This window comes from Cupriavidus sp. GW823-FHT06D04 (assembly GCF_058795055.1).
Genome location: NZ_JBXAHL010000009.1, coordinates 94,492 through 116,600, shown reverse-complemented (window position 1 = coordinate 116,600; position 22,109 = coordinate 94,492). Strand labels below are relative to the sequence as shown.

Below are 22,109 nucleotides of genomic sequence, written 5' to 3'. Positions count from 1 at the left end.
CTTCGCATTGCCTGAGTACCGGCGCGCCGCATCCGCGGCGCGCCGTTTTCACTTGCGGCCCGTGCCGCAGGAACCCGTCAGCATGAACGTCACCGAGTACTACGAGAAGGAACTGAAGGAGCGCGGCTACCAGTCCGACGAAGCGCAATTGCGCGCCGTGGCCCGGCTGCAGCAGTGCTACGACGAATGGGTGGCCTACAAGAGCCGCCGCAACAATGCCCTGAAGAAGCTGCTGGTCCGTCCCGACGTGCCCAAGGGCGTCTACTTGTGGGGTGGGGTGGGGCGCGGCAAGTCCTTCCTGATGGACAGCTTCTATACCTGCGTGCCGGTGGTGCGCAAGACTCGGCTGCATTTCCACGAGTTCATGCGCGAGGTTCATCGCCAGCTCGAAGAGCTGCGCGGCCGTCCCGATCCGCTGGATGAGCTGGCCAAACGCATCGCGCGCCGCTTCCGGCTGATCTGCTTCGATGAGTTCCACGTCAGCGACGTCGCCGACGCGATGATCCTGCATCGCCTGCTGCAGCAGATGTTCGAGAACGGCGTGCAGTTCGTGATGACTTCCAACTACCGCCCGGACCTGCTGTATCCGGATGGCCTGCACCGAGACCGCGTGCTGCCGGCCATCGCGCTGCTGCAGCAGAAGCTCGACGTGCTCAACGTCGACGCTGGCATCGACTATCGCAAGCGCGCGCTGGAGCAGGTGCAGGCGTACCACACGCCGCTCGGCGCCAAGGCGAGTTCCGCGCTGCGCGACGCCTTCACCTCGATCGCTGGCGTGGCCGACGAGTCGCCGCTGCTGCATATCGAGCACCGCGAGCTGCGTGCGCTGCGCAAGGCCAACGGCGTGGTGTGGTTCGACTTTGCCACGCTGTGCGGCGGCCCGCGCTCGCAGAACGACTACCTGGAACTGGCGTCCCAGTTCCATACCGTGATCCTGTCCGACGTGCCGCGCATGACGCCGCGCATGTCGTCCGAGGCACGCCGCTTCACCTGGCTGATCGATGTCTTCTACGACCACAAGGTCAAGCTGCTGATGTCGGCGGAAGTGCCCGCGGACGAACTCTACACCGAAGGCCAGATGGCCAATGAGTTCCATCGGACCGTATCGCGCATCATCGAGATGCAATCGCGCGAATACCTGGAATCCGAGCGCCGCACCATGGATACCACGCTCACCTGAGCGTTGTTTTCCGGCCCGGCGCGACAATAGCCGGGCCGCATTGACCTATATCAAGGTCGATTCGAGGACCCGCATATACCCTCCATTGGGTAGAAAAAGGTCCCCATGTCGTCGCCCCCAGTCACCAGTCCTTCTGCCAGCTTGCTGGCACCGTACCCGCCGGCCGCGCTCCGTGACGCCGCGGGCCCGGGTGCGTCCGGCGCCGGTGCGCGGCTGGCCTGCTTCCATTGCGGCCTGCCTGTCACGGATACCGAGCCGCTTGCCGCCGAGCTGGACGGCAGCCGCCGGGTGTTCTGCTGCGGCGGTTGCCAGGCACTGGCGCAGACCCTCCATGCGGCCGGCTTTGCCCACCTGTATGGGGATGAAGCCCGCTTCGCCCGCCCCATCGACGACGACGCCCGGCGCGAGGCCGAGCCGATCTGGGCCGCCTACGACACTCCTGAGCTGCGCTCCCAGTTTGTCCGCCCGCTTGACGGCGGCCGCGCCGAGATCACGCTGGCGCCCGAGAACATCCGCTGCGCCGCCTGCGCGTGGCTGATCGAACAGCACCTGAGTCGCCAGCCGGGCGTGGAGTCCGCGGTCGCCAATGTCGCCACGCGGCGCGTGGTAGTGCGCTGGCGCGATGGCGCCCAGACGGTGGCGGGGTTGCTGGCCGCGCTGGCCGGCATCGGCTACATGGCCTGGCCGTTTGAGGTCTCGCGCACCGACCAGCAGGACCGCCGCGCGCGCCGCGGGCTGCTGATGCGCATGGCCGTGGCCATGCTGGGCATGATGCAGGTCATGATGTATGCGTGGCCGATCTACACCCATGAGGCCACCATCGACCCTGGCCAGCTTCAACTGATGCGCTGGGCCAGCTTCGCCCTGACGCTGCCGGTTGTGCTCTATGCCGCCTCGCCGATCTTTGCCGGTGCCTGGCGCAGCCTGCGCCAGCGCCATATGGGCATGGACGTGCCGGTGGCGATTGGCATCGGCGCCGGCTTCGCCGCCAGCGCGCTGGCCACGGTGCGCGGCGTGGGCGAGGTGTATTTCGATTCGGTGACGATGTTCGTCGCCTTCCTGCTGCTGGCCCGCTACCTGGAACTGCGCGTGCGCCAGGCCTCGCGCAGCGGCGCCGAGATGCTGGCGCGCCAGTTGCCGGCCACCTGCGAGCGGCTGGCCGCCACCGGTGCCGCCGGCGAGCGTGTCCCGGTCGCGCGCCTGCGCGCGGGCGATCTCATCCGCGTCAAGGCCGGCGAGATCGTTCCTGCCGATGGCGCGGTGGAGGCGGGCGCGAGCGAACTCGATGAATCCATGCTGACCGGCGAGAGCCGCCCGGTGCGCCGCGCCGCAGGCGAGACCGTGCTGGCCGGCAGCTTCAATACGGCAAGCCCGCTCGAACTGCGGATCACGCGCGTCGGCGCCGGCACCCGCCTGGCCGAGATCGTCGCCGTGCTGGACCGCGCGCTGGCTGAAAAGCCGCGCCTGGCCACGCTGGCCGACCGCGTCGCAGGCTGGTTCGTGGCGACGCTGCTGGTGCTGGCGGCGCTGACCGGGCTGGTGTGGGGCGTCTGGATTGATCCGTCGCGCGCCTTGCTGGTGACGATTGCAGTGTTGGTGGTCAGTTGCCCGTGCGCCTTGTCGCTGGCCACGCCGGCCGCACTGGCCGCGGCCGGTGCGGCGCTGTCGCGCCGCGGCGTGCTGCTGACACGCGGCCACGCGCTGGAGACGCTGGCGCGTGTCACCGACGTGGTACTCGACAAGACCGGCACGCTGACCGAAGGCCGCTTTGCCGTGGCCGCGGTCGAGCCGCTGGCTGACGCCGACCGGGTCCGATGCCTGGCACTGGCCGCCGCGATGGAGCGCGGTGGTGAACATCCGATCGCGCGCGCACTGGTGGCCGCGGCACAGGGCAGCGCCGGCATGCCGCTCCAGGTGTCCGACATGCGCAACATCCCGGGCCAGGGCCTCGAGGCGATCGTCGATGGCCGACGCCTGCGGCTTGGCCGCGCCGACTTTGTCGCGGCGCTGGGGCCCGACAGCGGCCAGGCGCCGGACACCGGGCGCAGCGACGCAGATCATCCTGGCGCCACCGTGGTGTGGCTGGGCGCGCCAGCGGGCCCGCTGGCGCGCTTCGTCCTGGCCGATGTCGAGCGGGCGCAGACGCCGCAGCTGCTCGCGCGGCTGCACGAACTGGGCGTGCGCTGCCACCTGGTATCGGGCGATCACGCCGATGCGGTCCACTGGTGGGCATCGCACTTCGGCATAGCTTGCGTGGCCGGCGCGGTCACCCCGGAAGGCAAGCGCGACTATGTAGCGCGGCTGCAGCAGGGCGGGGCGGTGGTGCTGGCCGTGGGCGATGGCATCAACGATGCGCCGGTGCTGGCGCAGGCCCAGGTGTCGATCGCCATCGGCAGCGGCGCGCCCCTGGCCCAGGCCGGCGCGGACGCGGTGCTGACGCACGGCGGCGTGGCCGAGATTGCCACCGCGTTGGCGGTGTCGCGCCAGACGCGCCGGGTGGTGCGCCAGAACCTGGGCTGGGCCTTCTTCTACAACGTGGTGGCCATCCCGCTCGCAGCGACGGGGCTGGTCACGGCCTGGATGGCCGGCATCGGCATGTCGTTGTCGTCGTTGCTGGTGGTGGCCAATGCCTGGCGCCTGCTGAGCGCCGGCAAGCCGCGGCACAAGGGAGTCTGACTGATGGAAACGCTTTACCTGCTGGTGCCGATGAGCCTGGTGCTTGTCGTGGTCATCGCGGGCGCGCTGTGGTGGGCCCTACATGCCGGGCAGTACGACGACCTGGACCGGCCCGCCGAATCGATCCTGCTGGACAACGACAAGCCCTGAACCCGCCGGGCGACGCGCCCTCCGACCGGGGCCCCGCACGCAGGTTCCATGCATGCCCTGAGCGACTTGATAAAGATCAACGCACACGCAGCATGGTTTTTCTAAAGTCACACTGTCAGTAGGTTTTTTCTCTTCTCTAAGCTTTGGGGGTCTGAATGGATGTCACTGCCGCGTCTTCACGCGTCGACACCTTCAATTACGGCGTCGTAAGACAGTTCGCTGTCATGACGGTAGTCTGGGGGATCGTCGGCATGGCCGTCGGCGTGCTGCTGGCAGCACAGCTGATCTGGCCCGAACTCAACTTCAACACACCCTGGCTGTCGTTTGGCCGGCTGCGGCCGCTGCATACCAATGCGGTGATCTTCGCCTTCGGCGGCAGCGCGCTGTTCGCGACCTCGTACTACGTGGTCCAGCGCACCTGCCAGGCGCGCCTGTTCTGCGGCCCGCTGGCCGCGTTCACGTTCTGGGGCTGGCAACTGGTCATCGTCGCCGCCGCCATCACGCTGCCGCTGGGGATCACCAGCTCCAAGGAATACGCCGAACTGGAATGGCCGATCGACCTGCTGATCACCGCGGTCTGGGTGGCCTACGCGATCGTGTTCTTCGGCACCATCGTCAAGCGCAAGACCCGGCATATCTACGTCGCCAACTGGTTCTTCGGCGCCTACATCCTGACCATCGCGCTGCTGCATATCGTCAACAACATCGAGATGCCGGTGTCGCTGTGGAAGTCCTACTCGGCCTATGCCGGCGTGCAGGACGCGATGATCCAGTGGTGGTACGGCCATAACGCCGTGGGCTTCTTCCTGACCACCAGCTTCCTGGGGATGATGTACTACTTCATTCCCAAGCAGGCCGAGCGCCCGATCTACTCCTACCGCCTGTCCATCGTTCACTTCTGGGCGCTGAACTTCACCTACATGTGGGCCGGCCCGCACCACCTTCAGTACACCGCGCTGCCGGACTGGGCGCAGTCGCTGGGCATGGTGTTCTCGCTGATCCTGCTGGCGCCGTCGTGGGGCGGCATGATCAACGGCATCATGACCCTGTCGGGGGCCTGGCACAAGCTGCGCACCGACCCCATCCTGAAGTTCCTGGTGGTGGCGCTGTCGTTCTACGGCATGGCCACGTTCGAAGGCTCGATGATGTCGATCAAGACCGTCAACGCGCTCTCGCACTACACGGACTGGACCATCGGGCACGTGCACTCGGGCGCGCTGGGCTGGGTCGCGATGATCTCGATCGGCTCGCTCTACTACCTGATCCCGCGCCTGTTCGGCGAGAAGCAGATGTACAGCGTCCGGCTGATCGAGTGGCACTTCTGGATCGCGACCATCGGCGTGGTGCTGTATATCGCCTCGATGTGGATCGCCGGGGTGATGGAAGGCCTGATGTGGCGTGCCACGCAGCCTGACGGCACGCTGACCTATGCCTTCGTCGAAGCGGTCAAGGCCAAGTACCCGTTCTACCTGATTCGCTTGCTGGGTGGCCTGTGCTTCCTGTCCGGCATGCTGCTGATGGCCTACAACGTGCTCAAGACCATCGTCGGCAAGCCCGCCGTGGATGCGCCGATCCCGGCCAGCATCCCTGCCTCTGCCCACTGATCAATCCAGGATAGAAAGATGTCCGACAAACAACGCTTCTTTTCCCACGAAACGCTGGAGAAGAACATCGGCTGGCTGATCATCTGCACGATCCTCGTGGTCAGCATTGCGGGTCTGGTCCAGATCGTGCCGCTGTTCTTCCAGCACTCCACCACCGAGCCGGATCCGGGCATCACCCCGTATTCGCCGCTGCGGCTGATGGGCCGCGATATCTATATCCGTGAAGGCTGCGTCGGCTGCCACTCGCAGCAGGTCCGCACGCTGCAGGCCGAGACCGAGCGCTACGGCCACTTCTCCACGGCGGGCGAGTCGGTCTACGACCACCCGTTCCTGTGGGGCTCCAAACGCACCGGTCCTGACCTGGCGCGCGTGGGCGGGCGCTACTCGGATGACTGGCAGCGTATCCACCTGCGCAATCCGCGCGATGTGGTGCCGGAATCGGTGATGCCATCGTACCCGTGGCTGGAAAAGGCCGAGCTGCCCACCAACGATATCCAGGCCCGCATGCACGCGCTGGTGCGCCTGGGCGTGCCGTACACGGATGCCGAGATCGCCAAGGCACCGGACGAGCTCAAGGGCAAGACCGAAGAAGATGCGCTGGTTGCCTACCTGCAAGGCCTGGGCACCAACCGCCGCAACGTCCGCGTGGATTCCGCCGCGGCCGCGGCACCCAAGGAGTAAGCCATGGCCATGATCACTGCCTTTGCGACCGTCGTGTCGATGGTCGTCTTCCTGGGGATCTGCTGGTGGGCCTGGTCCGCCGGCCGGCAGGCCGCCAACCGGGAATCCGCCATGCTGCCGTTCGCGCTGCCTGACGAAACTACGACAACATCGAGCCGGAACACCTAGCCATGAGCGATTTCATTTCCGAATTCTGGAGTTATTACATTGCCGCCATCGCGCTCGTCGGCATCGTCTGGTGCGTGTGGCTGCTGTTCTCGCAACGCAAGGTCACCAAGACCGCCGGCGGCACTGAAGACACCGGCCATGTCTGGGACGGTGACCTGCGCGAGCTGAACAACCCGCTGCCGCGCTGGTGGATGTGGATGTTCCTGCTGGCCTGCATCTTCAGCCTGGCCTACCTGGTGCTGTACCCGGGGCTGGGTTCGTATGCCGGCGTGCTGAAGTTCTCCACGCAGGGCGAACTTGCCGCGCACCGCGCGGCGCAGGAGAAGATGCAGAACGAGATCTACGCCAAGTACCTGAAGATGGACGTCAAGCAGGTGGCGGCGGATCCGCAGGCGCGCGAGATCGGCCAGCGCCTGTTCCTGAACTACTGCGCACAGTGCCATGGTTCGGACGCGCGCGGCAGCCGCGGCTTCCCGAACCTGACGGACAACGACTGGCTCTATGGCGGCGAACCCGACACCATCCAGCAGACCATCACCAAGGGCCGCAATGGCGTGATGCCGCCGTTTGCCGCGACCATCGACGCCAAGCAGGCGGGCGACGTGGCGCAATACGTGCGCTCGCTGTCGGGGCTGTCGTCGGACCCGATCCGTGCTTCGCGTGGCGAGGGCACCTTCAAGACGACCTGCGTGGCATGCCACGGCGCCGGCGGCAAGGGCAACCAGGCGCTCGGTGCGCCCAACCTGTCGGACAACGTCTGGCTGTATGGCAGCTCGGAAGGCAGCATCGTCGACGCCATCCTGAAGGGCCACAACAACAAAATGCCCGCGCATGAGGAGATCCTGACGCCTGAACGCATCCGGATGCTGACGGCCTATATCTGGGGTTTGTCCAACATCGGGAGTGGAGCCGGGCAATGACCGACGACTCATGTGAGCGGGCGCTGGTGGCTCGCGGGAGAGCATGCCCATGAATGCACCCGGGACCGAAGAAATGGCCCGGGCGGCCGACCTGCAACGGTCGGCCGCTGCGCCGGGCGAGACCTCTGACGAAACGCTCTACGAGGTCCGCCGCAAAATCTACCCGCGCTCGGTGACGGGCGCCTTCTCCAGCTGGCGGGTCTGGCTGGTGATCCTGACCCAGCTGATCTACTACGGCACGCCCTGGCTCCAATGGAACGGCCGCCAGGCCGTGCTGTTCGACCTTGGCGCGCGCAAGTTCTACATCTTCGGGCTGGTGCTGTGGCCACAGGATGTGATCTACCTGGCGGTGCTGCTGGTGATCTCGGCGCTGGCGCTGTTCCTGTTCACGGCGATCGCGGGGCGGCTGTTCTGCGGCTATGCCTGTCCGCAGACGGTCTATACCGAGATCTTCATGTGGATCGAGCGGCGGGTCGAAGGCGACCGCATCGCCCGCATCCGGCTCGATGGCGATCCGTGGAGCCTGCGCAAGTTCCGTCTCAAGGCGACCAAGCACTTCCTGTGGGTGCTGATTGCGCTCTGGACCGGCTTTACCTTCATCGGCTATTTCGCGCCGATCCGCGGTCTGGGCGGCGAGGTGCTCAGCCTGTCGCTGGGGCCGTGGCAGTCGTTCTGGATGCTGTTTTACGCGTTCGCCACCTGGGGCAATGCGGGCTTCATGCGCGAGCAGGTGTGCAAGTACATGTGCCCGTATGCGCGCTTCCAGAGCGTGATGGTGGATCGCGATACCTATGTCGTGACCTACGACGTCGGCCGCGGCGAGCCGCGCGGCAGCCGGTCGCGCAAGACCGATCACTACAAGGCGGGGCTTGGCGACTGCGTCAACTGCAGCATCTGCGTACAGGTGTGCCCGACAGGCATCGATATCCGCGACGGCCTGCAGTACGAGTGCATCGGCTGCGGCGCCTGCATCGACGCCTGCAACCAGGTCATGGACAAGATGGACTATCCGCGCGGCCTGATCCGGTATACCTCGGAAAACGCGATGCGCAAGGCCTTGTCCGCAGCGGCATCGCGCAAGCGCCTGCTGCGTCCGCGCGTCATCATCTATTCCGTGATCTGGGTGGTGCTGCTGGGCGGCTTCATGGCGTCGATCGCGCTGCGCACGCCGCTGAAGGTCGACATCATCCGCGACCGTGGTGCGCTCGGCCGTGAAGTGGAAGGCCGCTGGATCGAGAACGTCTATCGCCTGCAGCTGATCAACACCACCGAAGCGCCGATGAAGATCAGCGTGCGCGCCGACAGCGACGAGCTGAAGAACCTGAAGGTGGAGTACGACAAGCAGGCCGAATCGTTGGCGCCGACGTCCAACCGGTTGCTGCCGATCCGGATCCGCGTGCCGATCGAGGCCGCGGCGCGGGGCACGCACAAGATCAACGTGACAGTGACGAGCGAAGGCACGGAGCGGGGGCAGGCCGAAATCCGGCAATCCACCAGTTTCATCGTGCCGCGCGATTTGTGAAGCTAGGCAGACGCGGACTTAGTCGTCAAGATGAAGGGGGCAAGATGAGTCAGCAAGGCAATCCGTGGTGGAAGGAGCCGTGGCCGTGGCTATTGATGAGCGGCCCGCTGGTGGCGATGGTGGCGTGCGGCGTGACGATCTGGCTGGCGTCCACGCATCCGGACATGCCGGTGCAGGGTGCAACGCGCCATGGCCTGGTGGTGGAGAAGGCCGATGCCGCGCCGCCCAAGGCTGCCGCAGCGAGGCAGCCATGAGGTTGCGCTGGCTGATGTGGGTACTCTGGCCGGCGTTCCTGATGGCTGGCTTTGCGACCGCGACGGTGTTTTCGGTGGTGGATCCCGGTGACCTGAACTTCTTCGGCCAGCCGATCGAAGCGTCCCGCGAATCGGTCTACACCATCGGCTTCCTGATGGCCTGGGTGTTCTGCGCGTTGTCCAGCGGACTGACGCTCTACACCATGCCGACGCGGCTCAGCGATACCGACGAACTGGAATGAGCGGACTGGCGTGAGGTCTGCGCTGCCATGGCCGGATGCGGCACTGGCAGCGCTTGGCCGCTTAGCAGGAGCGGCTGTAGAGTTGCTTGATGCCGTCGATGTCCACCAGCTTGACGTGGCGCTGGCGAATCTGGATCAGGCCGGCTTCGGCAAAGCGAGAGAACAGGCGGCTGACGGTTTCGAGCTTCAGGCCCAGGTAGCTGCCGATTTCTTCGCGGCTCATGCGCATCACGAACTCGGACGCCGAATAGCCGCGCGCCGACAGGCGCTCAGAGAGGTTGATCAGGAAGGCGGCAAGGCGTTCCTCGGCGCGCATCGAGCCCAGCGTGACCAGCATCAGCTGGTCGTGCGTGATTTCCTTGCCCATCAGGCGCAGGAACTGCTGCTGCAGCGATGGCAGGTCGACCGAGAGGGACTGCAGTTCGCTCATGCGGACCACGCAGACTTCGGTATCTTCCAGGGCGGCGGCATCGGAGGCATGCTGCATCTCGCCCAGCCCGTCGAGACCGACGATTTCGCCGGGCAGGTGGAAGCCGGTAATCTGCGAGCGGCCGTCTTCAGTGGTGACGTGGGTCTTGAGCGTGCCAAAGCGCACGGCGTAGACCGCGGTGAGCGGATCGCCCATGCGATACAAGGTTTCACCCTTGTGCACGCGGATGCGTTCCTGTACCAGCGTGTCCATCTTGGCGAGGTCTTGCTGCGACATGCCGACCGGAAGGCACAGCTGCCCCATTGCACAGGTGGAGCAGCGGGGCGACATCTCGGTAATGGGAATGGAGGTGAGCAATTGGAACCTGCTAGAAATGGCAGCGAGGGCGCGATTAGGACATTTTACCGTGCGATGTGATGCGGTAGGGAGTAAGAATTGACATTTGGCGTGCTGATCAGCGTTTTTCTGCTGGCTTTGCTGGGCGGAGTCCACTGCGCTGCCATGTGCGGCGGCGTGGCGCTGGCCGTGGAACAACGCCGCGGCGCGACGGTGACGATCAGTCTGGTGCCCAGCCGCGCCGCCTGGCTGGCCGAGTTGCTGACTATGCACTTGGGCCGGATCTCGACCTATATGCTTCTTGGTGCCGCGCTAGGCGCGCTCGGTGCCTCGGCATGGAAGCAGGATTACCTGCCGGTGCAGCGCTGGCTGTTCGGCGCGGGCAGCGTCATGCTGCTGTGGTCGGGCTGGCGGTTGCTGCGCGGCAACACTTTTACCGTCGACTGGCTGGAGCGGCTGGCGGCGCGCGCCGGCGCAACGGTGGCGCGGCGGCTGGGTGGCCTGGCAGGCGCCATGCCGGCGTTTGTGCGGGCGCGAAGCGGACTGGCGCGGCGTTATGGCGTGGGCCTGGCGTGGGGGCTGGTGCCGTGCGGCATGGTCTATGGGGCGCTTACGCTGGCGCTGCTGGCGGGCAACGCGGCGTCCGGCGCACTCGTGATGGGCGTGTTCGGGCTCGGCACATTGCCTAATCTGCTGGTGCTGTCCGGCCTCGCGGGCTACTTGCGTACGCTGTCGCGACGTCCCGGCGTGCGCCTGGGGGCCGGCCTGGCGGTGATGGCGTTCGGCGCCCTTGGCATTGCGCGAGCGGTGCTGCTGCCACATTCGCTGGCCGAGCATGGATTCTGCCTGGTGTTCTGAGGCGCCGGCGCCGCCCGGGCAACGGATGATGGTTGCAGGCGGGGGCGGGAATGCCATACAATCGCCAACATTGCGGTATCGCGCGGCATAGAATGAGCCGCGGTAAGCAGCGGGCGAGCAGCGCCAGGCGGCCTTCCTACCAGAAGGCGCGTTCAGGGCAGGGGAAGCGGAAGGTTTTCGATGCCCGTCCCGTCCCCGCAGTCCATCCGGTTCAAAAGATCTGGTTCAAAAGTCCGGCTGGCACTGCGGTGTTGGCGATGCCGGCCTTGCTCCCGATACCCGTTTTTCTTGCGTCCGAGGCCTTCAGTTCGCTGACAGCGACGTCCGATATGTGCGGGCGCGCTACGCAAGAGGTTTGCTGGCCGATCCATAACGGCACGCGAACGATCTCCTGCCGGAACGACCCGGCAACTCGATGCAAAGATAGGGAAGTGCACGGCTTGGATGCAGCAGGTATCCGGCTAGCTGCGCAATGAGATGGCGGTGGCTTTCGTACCGCTGTATCCAAAATCTCCGATGCCCCGGATCCGTCCGGGAGCAGGTGCAAAGACAGGCTGCACACCATCAACATGAATACCCAAGAGGCGAAGATCGTCCTCGAGACGGCGCTGATCTGCGCGCAGGAACCGTTGCGCGTCAATGACCTGCGGCGGCTGTTTGACGACGACGTCGGCGCAGACACCATCCGCGTGCTGCTTGAGGAACTGCGCCAGGACTGGCGGCCGCGCGGCGTGGAACTGGTGGCCCTGGCCAGCGGCTGGCGCTTCCAGAGCCGGCCGGAAATGCGTGAATACCTCGATCGGCTGAATCCCGAAAAGCCGCCAAAATATTCGCGCGCCGTGATGGAAACACTGGCGATCATTGCCTACCGGCAGCCGGTGACCCGCGGCGATATCGAGGAAATCCGCGGCGTAACGGTCAGCACGGAAGTGGTCAAGAAGCTTGAGGACCGCAGCTGGATCGAGGTGATCGGACACCGCGACGTGCCGGGCAGGCCGGCGCTGTATGCGACGACCAAGGCATTCCTGGACGATCTTGGGCTGCGTACGCTGGATGAGCTGCCGCCGCTGGAAGACGCCCAGGCGCAGGCGCAGGCAACCCTGCTGGAACAACAGGCCATCAATTTTGAAGATCTGGCTGCAAACAAGGCAGCCAGTGCCGACGAGGAAGCATTTGCCGACCCCGCCGCGCAGGCAGCGGATGTGGCCGAAGCATCCGTCGCGAACGAAGCCGAGACGACCGACCCGGTCGACCAAGGCGCCAATGGCTTTGACGTGCAACCGCTGCAAGCTGCAGCCGACGATGCCGCCGAGGCCGCTTCCACCGAACCAGCCGCACCCAATCCGGACGGGGCGCGGGGCGATTTGCCGGACAACGGCACCCCGCCGCACCCGAGCGAGCACGACGAGCGCGTGCCGAACTGAACAACATGCAACATCCGATAGTGAATATCTTGTCTGATTCCGTTGAGCAAGACACCCGCAATGCGGGCGCACCCGCCGACACCGGCGCCGCAGAACCCGGATCGGGCAGCGAAGCCGCGCCCCGCCGCAAGGGGCTGCGCCGCGGGCTGAGGAACCTGGTCGCATCGCGCCGCCAGGCAACGCAGGACCGCGGCGAGGGCGCCGAAGGCGCCAGCGCCGGCGGCCAGGCCGATGCCGGTGAAGCGGGCGCCGCCCAGGCGGCGGGCGGCGCGCGCGGTGGCCAGCGCGGCCGCGGCAAGCGCAAGACGGGGCAGGGCGAGGGCGGCCAGGGCAGCCAGGGCGGCCAGGGCACCAGCAAGGCAGACAAGGTGGACCGCGCGGCCAGGGCCGAAGGCACCGACAAGCCCGAGCAGCCCGGCCGCAAGCGCAAGCCGGTCCAGCGCTCAGGCAAGGCGGCGGCGCCGGGCGAGGCGCAGGGCGCCGGCGCGCGGCAGCAGGGCCGCCGCAAGGATGGCGGCAAGCCGCAGGCGCCCCGCAAGGGCCAGGGCGGCGGGGACAAGACCGCGGCGAGCAGCGAAGACCTGTTCCGCTTCGTGATCTCCGAGCAGTACGACACTGAAGACACCGTCATCCCGCGCACCAAGGCCAAGCCGGTGCGCGAGCTGTCGGCTGACGACGACGCGCCCAAGCTGCACAAGGTGCTGGCCGAGGGCGGGCTGGGCTCGCGCCGCGAGATGGAAGAACTGATCCTGCAGGGCCGCGTTTCGGTCAACGGCCTGCCGGCCCATATCGGCCAGCGCATCCTGCCGGCGGACCAGGTCCGCGTGAACGGCAAGCTGATCCACCGCAAGGTGTCGACCAAGCCGCCGCGCGTGCTGCTGTACCACAAGCCCGCCGGCGAGATCGTCAGCCAGTCCGATCCGGAAGGCCGTCCGACCGTGTTCGACAGCCTGCCGCGCATCAAGAGCGGCAAGTGGGTCGCGGTGGGCCGCCTGGACTTCAATACCGAAGGTCTGCTGATCTTCACCACGTCGGGTGACATTGCCAACCGCTTCATGCACCCGCGCTACGGCGTGGAGCGCGAGTACGCGGTGCGCACGCTGGGCGAGCTGGCCGAGGCCGACCGTCAGCGCCTGCTGCACGGCATCAAGCTCGATGACGGCGAAGCCAACTTCCTGCGCATTGCCGACGGCGGTGGCGAAGGTGTCAACCAGTGGTACCACGTGGCCCTGACCGAGGGCCGCAACCGTGAAGTGCGCCGCATGTTCGAGGCGGTCGGGCTGACCGTGTCGCGCCTGATCCGCACCCGCTACGGCCAGTTCCTGCTGCCGCGCGGCCTCAAGCGCGGCCGCTGGCAGGAAGTCGAGCCCAATGACGTCAAGGCGCTGATGGCCGGTGTCGGCCTGAAGGTGCCCGGCAAGGGCGAGCAGGCCCCCAAGGGCGCTACCAAGGTGGGCGGGCGCAAGCAGCGCACCGAAGCCGCGATTGCCGGCATGCCGATGCCCACGGGTATGGATGGCCTGCCGCGCTTCGACCAGGGCGGTGCCCGGGGCGGTGGCGGCGGCCGCAGCAGCCAGCCGGATCCGATGAAGACCTCGATGGGCTATATCAGCCACGGGCCCACGTTGCTGACCTCGCACGCGGCCAACCTGGGTGGCGGGCGCGGCACTGGCGCACGCCAGGGGCGCGGTGGCGCCGGCATGGGCGGCATGGGTGGCATGCGCGGTCAGGGTGGCCAGGGCGGTCTGGGCGGCCAGGGTCAGGGCAAGCCGCGTCGTGGCGGTGGCGAAGCCAACGGCAATGTGATGCCGAAGGCGTCGAAACCGGGCGGTAACCGTTCCCCGCGCGGAGGCAGTGGCGGTGGCGGCGGCAACCGTGGTGGCAACCGCGGCGGCAACCGATAAGCGCTGATTGCGGCGCATGGCGGGCTGAATGCCCGCCGGCGCCGGGTTCAGTGCGCGGAAATGTCTGGCTTTTGCCTTTTCGACATAATCCGCGTATAATTCAAGTCTATTCAAAAAGCCATCCTCGTCGAGGATGGGCGAATGATGGGCATTGCGCCCATTTTTTTTTGGTTCGCCCGTTTTTCGGTTCTCTCCGCTGGAGCGGGGGGATGGCGGACAGGCAGGGCTGCAGCAGGGTCGTCCCGGACGGCACCGGCGGGTTTGCCTGCCACGGTGTTGATGGCCATTACTCGGGATAACAGTGCATCTGGCAGATTTGATCGAAACCACCCTAAGCGGCATGGGATATGAGCTGGTCGAGCTCGAGCGTGCCCCGGCCGGATTGCTGCGTGTCTATATCGATCAGCCTGAAACCGGCATTGCCATCGAGGATTGTGAAAAGGTGAGCCGCCAGCTCACCCACGTGTTCACAGTCGAGAACGTCGACTATGAACGCCTCGAGGTTTCGTCGCCCGGACTGGACCGGCCGCTGAAGAAGCTGGCCGACTACGTTCGCTTTGCCGGCGAGGAGGTGCGCGTGACGCTGCGCCTGCCCGTCAACGGACAGAAGAACTTCACAGGCATCCTGCGCGAGCCCACCGGCGCGGCGGGCGAGGAGAAGATTGGCCTGGAGTTCGAGGGCAAAGATGGCCCGGCGCTGCTGGAATTTGCCGTATCCGATGTCGACAAGGCACGCCTGGTGCCGGTGATCGACTTCAAAGGAAATCAAAGAAAAGGGAACAAGCAATGAGCCGCGAAGTTCTGTTGCTCGTCGATGCGCTTGCGCGTGAGAAGAACGTCGACAAGGATGTGGTATTCGGTGCCCTGGAGGCGGCGCTCGCCTCGGCCACCAAGAAGCGTTTCGAGGAAGACGTGGATATCCGTGTCGCGATCGATCGCGAGTCGGGCGAGCATGAAACCTTCCGCCGCTGGCTGGTCGTTCCCGACGAGCTGGGCCTGCAAGAGCCGGACAAGCAGATCCTGCTGTTCGAAGCCCGCGATGAAACCCCCAGCATCGAGCTGGGTGATTTTATCGAGCAGCAGATCGAGTCGGTCGAGTTCGGCCGCATCGGTGCTCAGGCTGCCAAGCAGGTAATCCTGCAGCGCATCCGCGACGCCGAGCGCGAGCAGATCCTGAACGACTACCTGGATCGCGGCGAGAAGATCATGACCGGCACGGTCAAGCGCGCCGACAAGAAGGGCCTGATCGTCGAGTCCGGCCGCGTGGAAGCGCTGCTGGCCCGCGACCAGATCATCCCCAAGGAAAACCTGCGCACCGGTGACCGCGTGCGTGCGTATATCCTGAATGTGGACCGCGCCGCGCGCGGCCCGCAGATTGAACTGTCGCGCACCGCGCCCGAGTTCCTGATCAAGCTCTTCGAGAACGAAGTGCCGGAAATGGAAGAGGGCCTGCTGGAGATCAAGGCGGCTGCCCGTGATCCGGGCGTGCGCGCCAAGATCGCCGTGGTCGCGCATGACAAGCGCATCGACCCGATCGGCACCTGCGTGGGCGTGCGTGGCACGCGCGTCACCGCGGTGCGTAACGAGATCGGCGGCGAGGCCGTGGACATCGTGCTGTGGTCGGAAGACCCGGCGCAATTTGTGATCGGCGCGCTGGCGCCGGCGCAGGTGCAGTCGATCGTGGTGGATGAAGAGAAGCACAGCATGGACGTGGTGGTCGACGAGGAAAACCTCGCCGTCGCCATCGGCCGCAGTGGTCAGAACGTGCGCCTGGCGTCCGAGCTGACCGGCTGGCAGATCAACATCATGACGCAGGAAGAATCGGCGCAGAAGCAGGCCGAAGAGAGCGATGTCGTGCGCAAGCTGTTCATGGCCAAGTTGGACGTGGACGAGGAAGTTGCCGACATCCTGATCGAGGAAGGCTTCTCCACGCTGGAAGAAGTGGCTTATGTCCCCATCAGTGAAATGATGGAGATCGAGGCCTTTGACGAAGACACCGTCAACGAGCTGCGCAATCGCGCGCGTGATGCGCTCCTGACGATGGAACTGGCCCGGGAAGAAAAGGTGGAAGAGGTGTCGCAGGACCTGCGCTCGCTCGACGGCCTCAACCCGGAATTGATCGGCAAGCTGGCCGAAGGCGATATCCATACGCGTGACGACCTGGCCGAACTGGCCGTGGACGAGCTGGTCGAGATGACCGGTGTCAGCGAGGAAGAAGCCAAGTCGCTGATCATGAAAGCACGGGAACATTGGTTCAACTGAGGGACACGCCCGGGCCGGCCTACACTTGGCCCGGGCGCGCTTTCCGCAACGATTTGTCCCGACGTAGAAACCAAGCATTGAAAGGGTTTGAATGGCAAGCACAACAGTTGCCCAACTGGCCGCAGAACTGAGTCGCAGCGCAGCTGCCCTGCTGGAACAATTGCAGGCGGCTGGGGTGGGCAAAGCGACGCCAGAAGACATCATCACGGAATCGGATAAGACCAGGCTGCTGGACTATCTGAAGCGTTCGCACGGCCAGGCCGACGACAGCTCCCGCAAGAAGATCACACTGACCAAGCGCGAAACCTCCGAGATCCGCCAGTCGGATGGCACCGGCAAGACCCGCACGGTCCAGGTGGAAGTGCGCAAGAAGCGCGTGCTGATCAAGCGCGACGAAGCTGCGCCCGATACCCAGGCCGACGGGGCCGAAGCCCAGGCGCCTGTCGCCGATGCTGTCGAGGAAGCACGCCGCGACGAGGATGAACGCCAACAGGCTGAACTGCTGGCGCGCCAGGAAGCTGAAGCCAAGGCCGCCCGCGAGGCAGCCGAGCGTGAAGAAGCCGAGCGCCGCGCCCGCCAGGAAGCGCTGGAGGCTGAACAGCGCCGCCAGGCCGAACTCGCCGCCCGCAAGGCGGAGGAAGAGGCTGCCGCATCGCGCGCCGTGACCGAGGCCAACGAGGATTCCTCGCGCAAGAAGGCAGAGGACGAGAAGGCACGCGTAACCGCCGAACGCGCCGAGGCGCAGAAGGCTGCCGACGAGGCCAAGGCTGCTGCCGACAAGGCCCGCGCCGAGCAGGAAGTCGCTGCGCGCAAGCGCCGCGAGGCTGCCGAAGCCGAGGCCCGCGCGATCCAGCAGATGCTGAACGCCCCGCCGCGCGTGCTGAAGGCGCCGTCCGAGCGCAAGGCTGAAGAGAAGAAGGCCGAGCAGACCGGTACGCTGCACAAGCCGGTGAAGCCGGCCGGTGCGACCACGGAAGCGAAGAAGGACGAAAAGAAGCCGGTCACCACGACCACGACCACGGCAACCGCCGACAAGAAGGGCAAGGTCGTAAAGGCGGGCTGGCAGGACGACAGCAGCCGCAAGAAGGGCAGCGGCCTGAAGACCCGTGGCGATACGTCGGGTGGCGTGGGCGGCTGGCGCGGTGGCCCGCGTGGCCGCGGCGGCAGGCAGCAGCAGCATGACGACAGCCGCAGCAGCTTCCAGGCGCCGACCGAGCCGGTCGTGCGTGAAGTGCACGTGCCGGAAACCGTCTCCGTGGCCGACCTGGCGCACAAGATGGCCGTCAAGGCGTCCGAGGTCATCAAGCAGATGATGAAGCTCGGCCAGATGGTGACCATCAACCAGGTGCTGGACCAGGAAACCGCCATGATCGTGGTGGAAGAAATGGGCCACAAGGCGTATGCCGCCAAGCTGGACGATCCGGAAGCGCTGCTGGTGGTGGGTGGTGAGGAACACACCGACGCCGAGTTGCTGCCGCGTCCGCCGGTGGTGACCGTGATGGGTCACGTCGACCACGGCAAGACCTCGCTGCTGGACTACATCCGCCGCACCAAGGTGGCAGCGGGCGAAGCCGGCGGGATTACGCAGCACATCGGTGCCTACCATGTGGAAACCGACCGCGGCGTGATTACGTTCCTGGATACCCCGGGTCACGAGGCCTTCACGGCCATGCGTGCCCGCGGTGCCAAGGCGACCGATATCGTGATCCTGGTGGTGGCCGCCGACGACGGCGTGATGCCGCAGACCAAGGAAGCCATCGCGCATGCCAAGGCTGCCGGTGTGCCGATCGTCGTGGCGATCAACAAGATCGACAAGCCCGATGCCAACCCGGACCGCGTCAAGCAGGAACTGGTGGCCGAGCAGGTGGTGCCGGAAGAATACGGCGGCGATTCGCCGTTCGTGCCGGTTTCCGCCAAGATGGGTACCGGTGTGGAAGACCTGCTCGAGCAAGTGCTCCTGCAAGCCGAAGTGCTGGAACTGACGGCGCCGGTGGATGCCCCGGCCAAGGGCCTGGTGGTGGAAGCCCAGCTCGACAAGGGCAAGGGCCCGATCGCAACCATCCTGGTCAGCAGCGGCACGCTCAAGCGTGGCGATGTGGTCCTGGCTGGCAGCGCCTACGGCCGCGTGCGTGCCATGCTGGACGAGAACGGCAAGCCGACCAAGGAAGCCGGCCCGTCGATCCCGGTGGAAATCCAGGGTCTGTCGGAAGTGCCTGCCGCCGGTGAAGAAGTGCTGGTGCTGCCGGACGAGCGCAAGGCACGTGAAATCGCGCTGTTCCGCCAGGGCAAGTTCCGCGACGTGAAGCTGGCCAAGCAACAGGCCGCCAAGCTGGAGAACATGCTCGAGCAGATGGCCGAAGGCGAAGTGCAGACGCTGCCGTTGATCGTCAAGGCCGACGTGCAGGGTTCGCAGGAAGCGCTGGTGCAGTCGCTGCAGAAGCTGTCGACCGCCGAAGTGCGCGTGCAGATCGTGCATGGCGGCGTGGGTGGCATCTCCGAGTCCGACGTCAACCTGGCGACGGCTTCGAAGGCGGTCATCATCGGCTTCAACGTGCGTGCCGACGCTGGTGCGCGCAAGCTGGCCGAGCACAACGGCATCGATATCCGCTACTACAACATCATTTACGATGCGGTAGACGAGATCAAGGCGGCGATGTCGGGCATGCTGGCGCCGGAGAAGCGCGAGACCACCATCGGCCAGGTCGAGGTGCGCCAGGTGTTCCGCGTGCCGAAGATCGGTGCGGTGGCCGGCTGTATGGTTACCGACGGCCTGGTCAAGCGCAACTCGCTGGTGCGCGTGCTGCGCAACAACGTGGTCATCCACGACGGCGAGCTGGATTCGCTCAAGCGCTTCAAGGACGACGTCAAGGAAGTCAAGCAAGGCTTTGAGTGCGGTCTGTCGATCAAGAACTTCAATGATGTTCAGGAAGGCGACCAGCTCGAGGTGTACGAAATCACAGAGGTGGCGCGTACGCTGTAAGGCGTCGCAAGCAACGGCAGGCTTCGGCCTGCCGTTGTCATCTCGACTAGACAGTATTGAATGGCCAAGAAAGGCAGCATCTCCTCCCGCAATCTCCGCATCTCCGACCAGATCCAGAAGGACCTGGCCGAGATGATCCAGCGCGAACTGCGCGACCCGCGCCTCGGCCTGGTCACGCTGCAGTCGGTCGCGCTGACGCCTGACTATGCGCACGCCAAGGTGTACTTCACCGTGCTGGGCGCAGAAGCCGCAGAGGCGGAAGCCATCCTGAACGAAAAGGCCGGCTACCTGCACTCGCTGCTGTACAAGCGCCTGCACATCCATACCGTGCCGACGCTGCGCTTCTTCCACGATACCTCGGTCGAACATGCGATCGAGATGTCCAAGCTGATCAACGAAGCGAACGCCACGCGTTCGAAAGACGACTGAAGCCGGCGCCCATGCCTCCCTGGCATGGGTTTCGCGGCCGCACGATTTACATTGCCGCCATCCGCGCCGCATCGCCGTCCCGCCTCCCGCTTTCTCCCGATGACCGATTCCAACGCCAACCGTCCGCCGCGCCTGCCGCGCCGCGAGGTCCATGGTGTGCTGCTGCTCGACAAGCCGCTGGGCCTGTCGTCCAACGACGCGCTGGTGCGCGCCAAGCGCCTCTTGCGCGCGGCCAAGGCAGGCCATACCGGCACGCTGGACCCGCTTGCCACGGGGCTGCTGCCGCTGTGCTTCGGCGAGGCCACCAAGTTTTCGCAAGACCTGCTGGAAGCGGACAAGACCTATGACGCCGTAGTGCGGCTGGGCGCGCGCTCGAGCACGGGCGACGCCGAAGGCGAACTGCTCGACGTGCGCGAGGTCACCTGCGACCGCGCCGCGGTGGAGCAGGCGCTGGCAAGCTTCCTCGGCGAGATCGAACAGGTGCCGCCGATGCATTCGGCGCTGAAGAAGGACGGCCGCCCGCTGTATGAATACGCGCGCGCCGGCCAGACCGTGGAGCGCGCGGCGCGCCGCGTCACCATCCGTTCGATTGCGCTGCTGGACTGCGCCTTGCCCAATGCCCCGTCGTTCACGATGCGGGTGACGTGCAGCAAGGGCACCTATATCCGCACGCTGGCCGAGGACATCGGCGAAGCGCTGGGCTGTGGCGCGCACCTGACCGGACTGCGCCGCATCGCCGTGGGCGACCTGACGCTGGACGGCGCGGTGACGCTGGAACAGATCGAACAGCACGACGACGCGCAGCGCCCGACCATGCTGGCACCTGTGGACGCCTTGCTGCAGAAGTGTGCGCCGGTGCATCTGGACGAGGCCGCTGCAGCGCGCTTCCTGCAGGGCCAGCGCATTGCCCAGCGCGACCTGCCGGCCGGCACCGGGCTGGCCGAGGATGCGCTGGCGCGCGTCTATGCCGGCGAGCCGGCCCGGCTGCTGGGCGTGGCGCGCATGCGCGAAGGCGCGTTGCGGCCGGAGCGGCTGGTCAAGCTGTAAATTGCGTGAGGGGCGTAAGCGGCAGCCCCGTCAGCAATTACTCTAGCGTGATCCTGGCCGTCTTGATGACATCGGCCCACAGCTTGCGATCCTGGGTGAGGAAGCCGGCGAAATGCTCCGGTGTATCGCCCACGGGCTCGGAGCCGAATTCAGCCATTTTCTTCCTGACTTCCGGGTTCGCCAGGGCCTTGAGCAGCGCCTGGTTGTAGCGGACCACGATCGCCTTCGGCAGGTCCTTCGGCCCGAAGATGCCTTGCCAGGTGGGCATGTTGAAGTCCTTCAGGCCGCTCTCGGCAAGCGTCGGCACCTCCGGCAACAAGGGCGAGCGCTTGCTGCCGGTGACCGCCAGCGCCTTGACCTTGCCGGTCTTGGCCAGCGTCGCCGCGGTGGTGATGTTGTCGACCGTCATGGCGATATGCCCGCCCATCAGGTCGGTGATCACCGGGGTGGCACCCTTGTACGGCGCATGGACCATGTCGATGCCAAGGCGGTGCAGCATGGTTTCGGCAATCAGGTGATTCGACGTTCCGACGCCGGCTGTGCCGTAAGTGACCTGCGGCGTCTTTTTGACGTAGGCGACGAAGTCCGCCATGGTCTTGACCGGCAGGGCCGGATTGATGATCACGACATTCGGCTGGGTGGCCAGCATGGCGATGGGCGTGAAATCATCCGCCTTGTATGGCGTGCCCTTGGGGTTGAGCAGGTGGGTCACCGCCATCGCGCCGGCGGCGCCCATGCCAATGGTGTAGCCGTCGGCCGGGGCCTTGGCCAGCTTGTCGGCGGCGATATTGCCACCCGCACCCGGCACGTTCTCGACCACCACCGGCACCCCCAGGCTTTCCGACAGCGGGGCCTGCACCAGGCGCGCCAGCAGATCTGCCGAACCGCCGGGCGCAAAACCCACCAGCAGGCGCACCGGCTTGACCGGCTTCCACTCCTGCGCCTGCGCGCCCGGGATCACCGCCGCGCCCACGCTCATCCACATCATGCCGCGCACCAGCGGCCCCATCCACTTCGCCACCTTTTCCATTGTTACTTCCAC

Annotated in this window: 20 protein-coding genes; 18 read left to right on the top strand and 2 right to left on the bottom strand. The window is 66.0% G+C overall.

The window, feature by feature from the left end; all coding sequences use genetic code 11:
• Nucleotides 1–82: 82 nt before the first annotated feature.
• The 10 genes from zapE to AC1Q7H_RS14290 all read left to right on the top strand — a co-directional run bounded on the left by zapE (nucleotide 83) and on the right by AC1Q7H_RS14290 (nucleotide 9,397).
• Entirely contained in the window at nucleotides 83–1,180 is a 1,098-nt protein-coding gene (zapE, locus tag AC1Q7H_RS14335) for a cell division protein ZapE (RefSeq protein ID WP_013957184.1), read from the top strand.
• A 105-nt stretch (nucleotides 1,181–1,285) separates the two neighbouring features.
• On the top strand, nucleotides 1,286–3,856 hold the full coding sequence (locus tag AC1Q7H_RS14330) for a heavy metal translocating P-type ATPase (protein ID WP_153953622.1): 2,571 nt from the start codon (nucleotides 1,286–1,288) through the stop codon (nucleotides 3,854–3,856).
• 3 nt (nucleotides 3,857–3,859) lie between these two features.
• On the top strand, nucleotides 3,860–4,006 hold the full coding sequence (ccoS, locus tag AC1Q7H_RS14325; RefSeq protein WP_010809469.1) for a cbb3-type cytochrome oxidase assembly protein CcoS: 147 nt from the start codon (nucleotides 3,860–3,862) through the stop codon (nucleotides 4,004–4,006).
• A 155-nt stretch (nucleotides 4,007–4,161) separates the two neighbouring features.
• A complete protein-coding gene (ccoN, locus tag AC1Q7H_RS14320) occupies nucleotides 4,162–5,610 on the top strand; it encodes a cytochrome-c oxidase, cbb3-type subunit I (RefSeq protein WP_013957182.1) in 1,449 nt (482 codons plus the stop codon).
• Nucleotides 5,611–5,628: 18 nt separating this feature from the next.
• The gene (gene ccoO, locus AC1Q7H_RS14315) at nucleotides 5,629–6,291 is read left to right on the top strand and encodes a cytochrome-c oxidase, cbb3-type subunit II (RefSeq protein ID WP_013957181.1); all 663 of its coding nucleotides are present in this window, start codon (nucleotides 5,629–5,631) and stop codon (nucleotides 6,289–6,291) included.
• A 3-nt stretch (nucleotides 6,292–6,294) separates the two neighbouring features.
• Nucleotides 6,295–6,459, top strand: a complete 165-nt coding sequence (locus AC1Q7H_RS14310) for a cbb3-type cytochrome oxidase subunit 3 (RefSeq protein ID WP_013957180.1) — start codon at nucleotides 6,295–6,297, stop codon at nucleotides 6,457–6,459.
• 2 nt (nucleotides 6,460–6,461) lie between these two features.
• Nucleotides 6,462–7,379 carry a cytochrome-c oxidase, cbb3-type subunit III gene (ccoP, locus tag AC1Q7H_RS14305; protein ID WP_211979868.1) on the top strand — a complete coding sequence of 306 codons (918 nt, stop codon included), beginning with the start codon at nucleotides 6,462–6,464 and terminating at the stop codon, nucleotides 7,377–7,379.
• A 73-nt stretch (nucleotides 7,380–7,452) separates the two neighbouring features.
• Nucleotides 7,453–8,901: a cytochrome c oxidase accessory protein CcoG gene (gene ccoG, locus AC1Q7H_RS14300; RefSeq protein ID WP_436223091.1), complete on the top strand. Its 1,449-nt coding sequence runs from the start codon at nucleotides 7,453–7,455 to the stop codon at nucleotides 8,899–8,901.
• A 44-nt stretch (nucleotides 8,902–8,945) separates the two neighbouring features.
• Complete coding sequence (locus AC1Q7H_RS14295; protein WP_013957177.1) at nucleotides 8,946–9,155, top strand: membrane protein; 210 nt, start codon at nucleotides 8,946–8,948, stop codon at nucleotides 9,153–9,155.
• Nucleotides 9,152–9,397 (top strand): hypothetical protein, encoded by a 246-nt coding sequence (locus tag AC1Q7H_RS14290; RefSeq protein WP_013957176.1) that lies wholly within the window; start codon nucleotides 9,152–9,154, stop codon nucleotides 9,395–9,397. The genes AC1Q7H_RS14295 and AC1Q7H_RS14290 overlap by 4 nt, the downstream gene beginning before the upstream one ends.
• A gap of 61 nt (nucleotides 9,398–9,458) precedes the next feature.
• On the opposite strand, the gene fnr is transcribed toward AC1Q7H_RS14290, so the two are convergent.
• A complete protein-coding gene (gene fnr, locus AC1Q7H_RS14285) occupies nucleotides 9,459–10,184 on the bottom strand; it encodes a fumarate/nitrate reduction transcriptional regulator Fnr (RefSeq protein ID WP_013957175.1) in 726 nt (241 codons plus the stop codon).
• 78 nt (nucleotides 10,185–10,262) lie between these two features.
• Here fnr and AC1Q7H_RS14280 point away from each other — a divergent pair, with 78 nt between their 5' ends.
• The 8 genes from AC1Q7H_RS14280 to truB all read left to right on the top strand — a co-directional run bounded on the left by AC1Q7H_RS14280 (nucleotide 10,263) and on the right by truB (nucleotide 21,067).
• Nucleotides 10,263–11,021, top strand: coding sequence for a sulfite exporter TauE/SafE family protein (locus AC1Q7H_RS14280; RefSeq protein WP_013957174.1), 759 nt, complete (start codon nucleotides 10,263–10,265; stop codon nucleotides 11,019–11,021).
• 569 nt (nucleotides 11,022–11,590) lie between these two features.
• Nucleotides 11,591–12,445: an SMC-Scp complex subunit ScpB gene (gene scpB, locus AC1Q7H_RS14275; protein WP_211979866.1), complete on the top strand. Its 855-nt coding sequence runs from the start codon at nucleotides 11,591–11,593 to the stop codon at nucleotides 12,443–12,445.
• A gap of 5 nt (nucleotides 12,446–12,450) precedes the next feature.
• The gene (gene rluB, locus AC1Q7H_RS14270) at nucleotides 12,451–14,349 is read left to right on the top strand and encodes a 23S rRNA pseudouridine(2605) synthase RluB (protein WP_492379021.1); all 1,899 of its coding nucleotides are present in this window, start codon (nucleotides 12,451–12,453) and stop codon (nucleotides 14,347–14,349) included.
• Between the two features lie 301 nt (nucleotides 14,350–14,650).
• Entirely contained in the window at nucleotides 14,651–15,139 is a 489-nt protein-coding gene (gene rimP, locus AC1Q7H_RS14265; RefSeq protein WP_013957170.1) for a ribosome maturation factor RimP, read from the top strand.
• On the top strand, nucleotides 15,136–16,611 hold the full coding sequence (nusA, locus tag AC1Q7H_RS14260) for a transcription termination factor NusA (protein ID WP_013957169.1): 1,476 nt from the start codon (nucleotides 15,136–15,138) through the stop codon (nucleotides 16,609–16,611). Before rimP ends, nusA begins: the two co-directional genes overlap by 4 nt.
• Nucleotides 16,612–16,702: 91 nt before the next feature.
• Nucleotides 16,703–19,591, top strand: coding sequence for a translation initiation factor IF-2 (gene infB / locus AC1Q7H_RS14255; protein ID WP_013957168.1), 2,889 nt, complete (start codon nucleotides 16,703–16,705; stop codon nucleotides 19,589–19,591).
• A 60-nt stretch (nucleotides 19,592–19,651) separates the two neighbouring features.
• Nucleotides 19,652–20,020: a 30S ribosome-binding factor RbfA gene (rbfA, locus tag AC1Q7H_RS14250; RefSeq protein WP_010809484.1), complete on the top strand. Its 369-nt coding sequence runs from the start codon at nucleotides 19,652–19,654 to the stop codon at nucleotides 20,018–20,020.
• Nucleotides 20,021–20,119: 99 nt separating this feature from the next.
• Entirely contained in the window at nucleotides 20,120–21,067 is a 948-nt protein-coding gene (gene truB, locus AC1Q7H_RS14245; RefSeq protein WP_153953618.1) for a tRNA pseudouridine(55) synthase TruB, read from the top strand.
• 37 nt (nucleotides 21,068–21,104) lie between these two features.
• Here the strand turns inward: truB and AC1Q7H_RS14240 are convergent, their stop codons facing one another.
• Nucleotides 21,105–22,097 carry a Bug family tripartite tricarboxylate transporter substrate binding protein gene (locus AC1Q7H_RS14240; RefSeq protein ID WP_013957166.1) on the bottom strand — a complete coding sequence of 331 codons (993 nt, stop codon included), beginning with the start codon at nucleotides 22,095–22,097 and terminating at the stop codon, nucleotides 21,105–21,107.
• Nucleotides 22,098–22,109 lie beyond the last annotated feature (12 nt).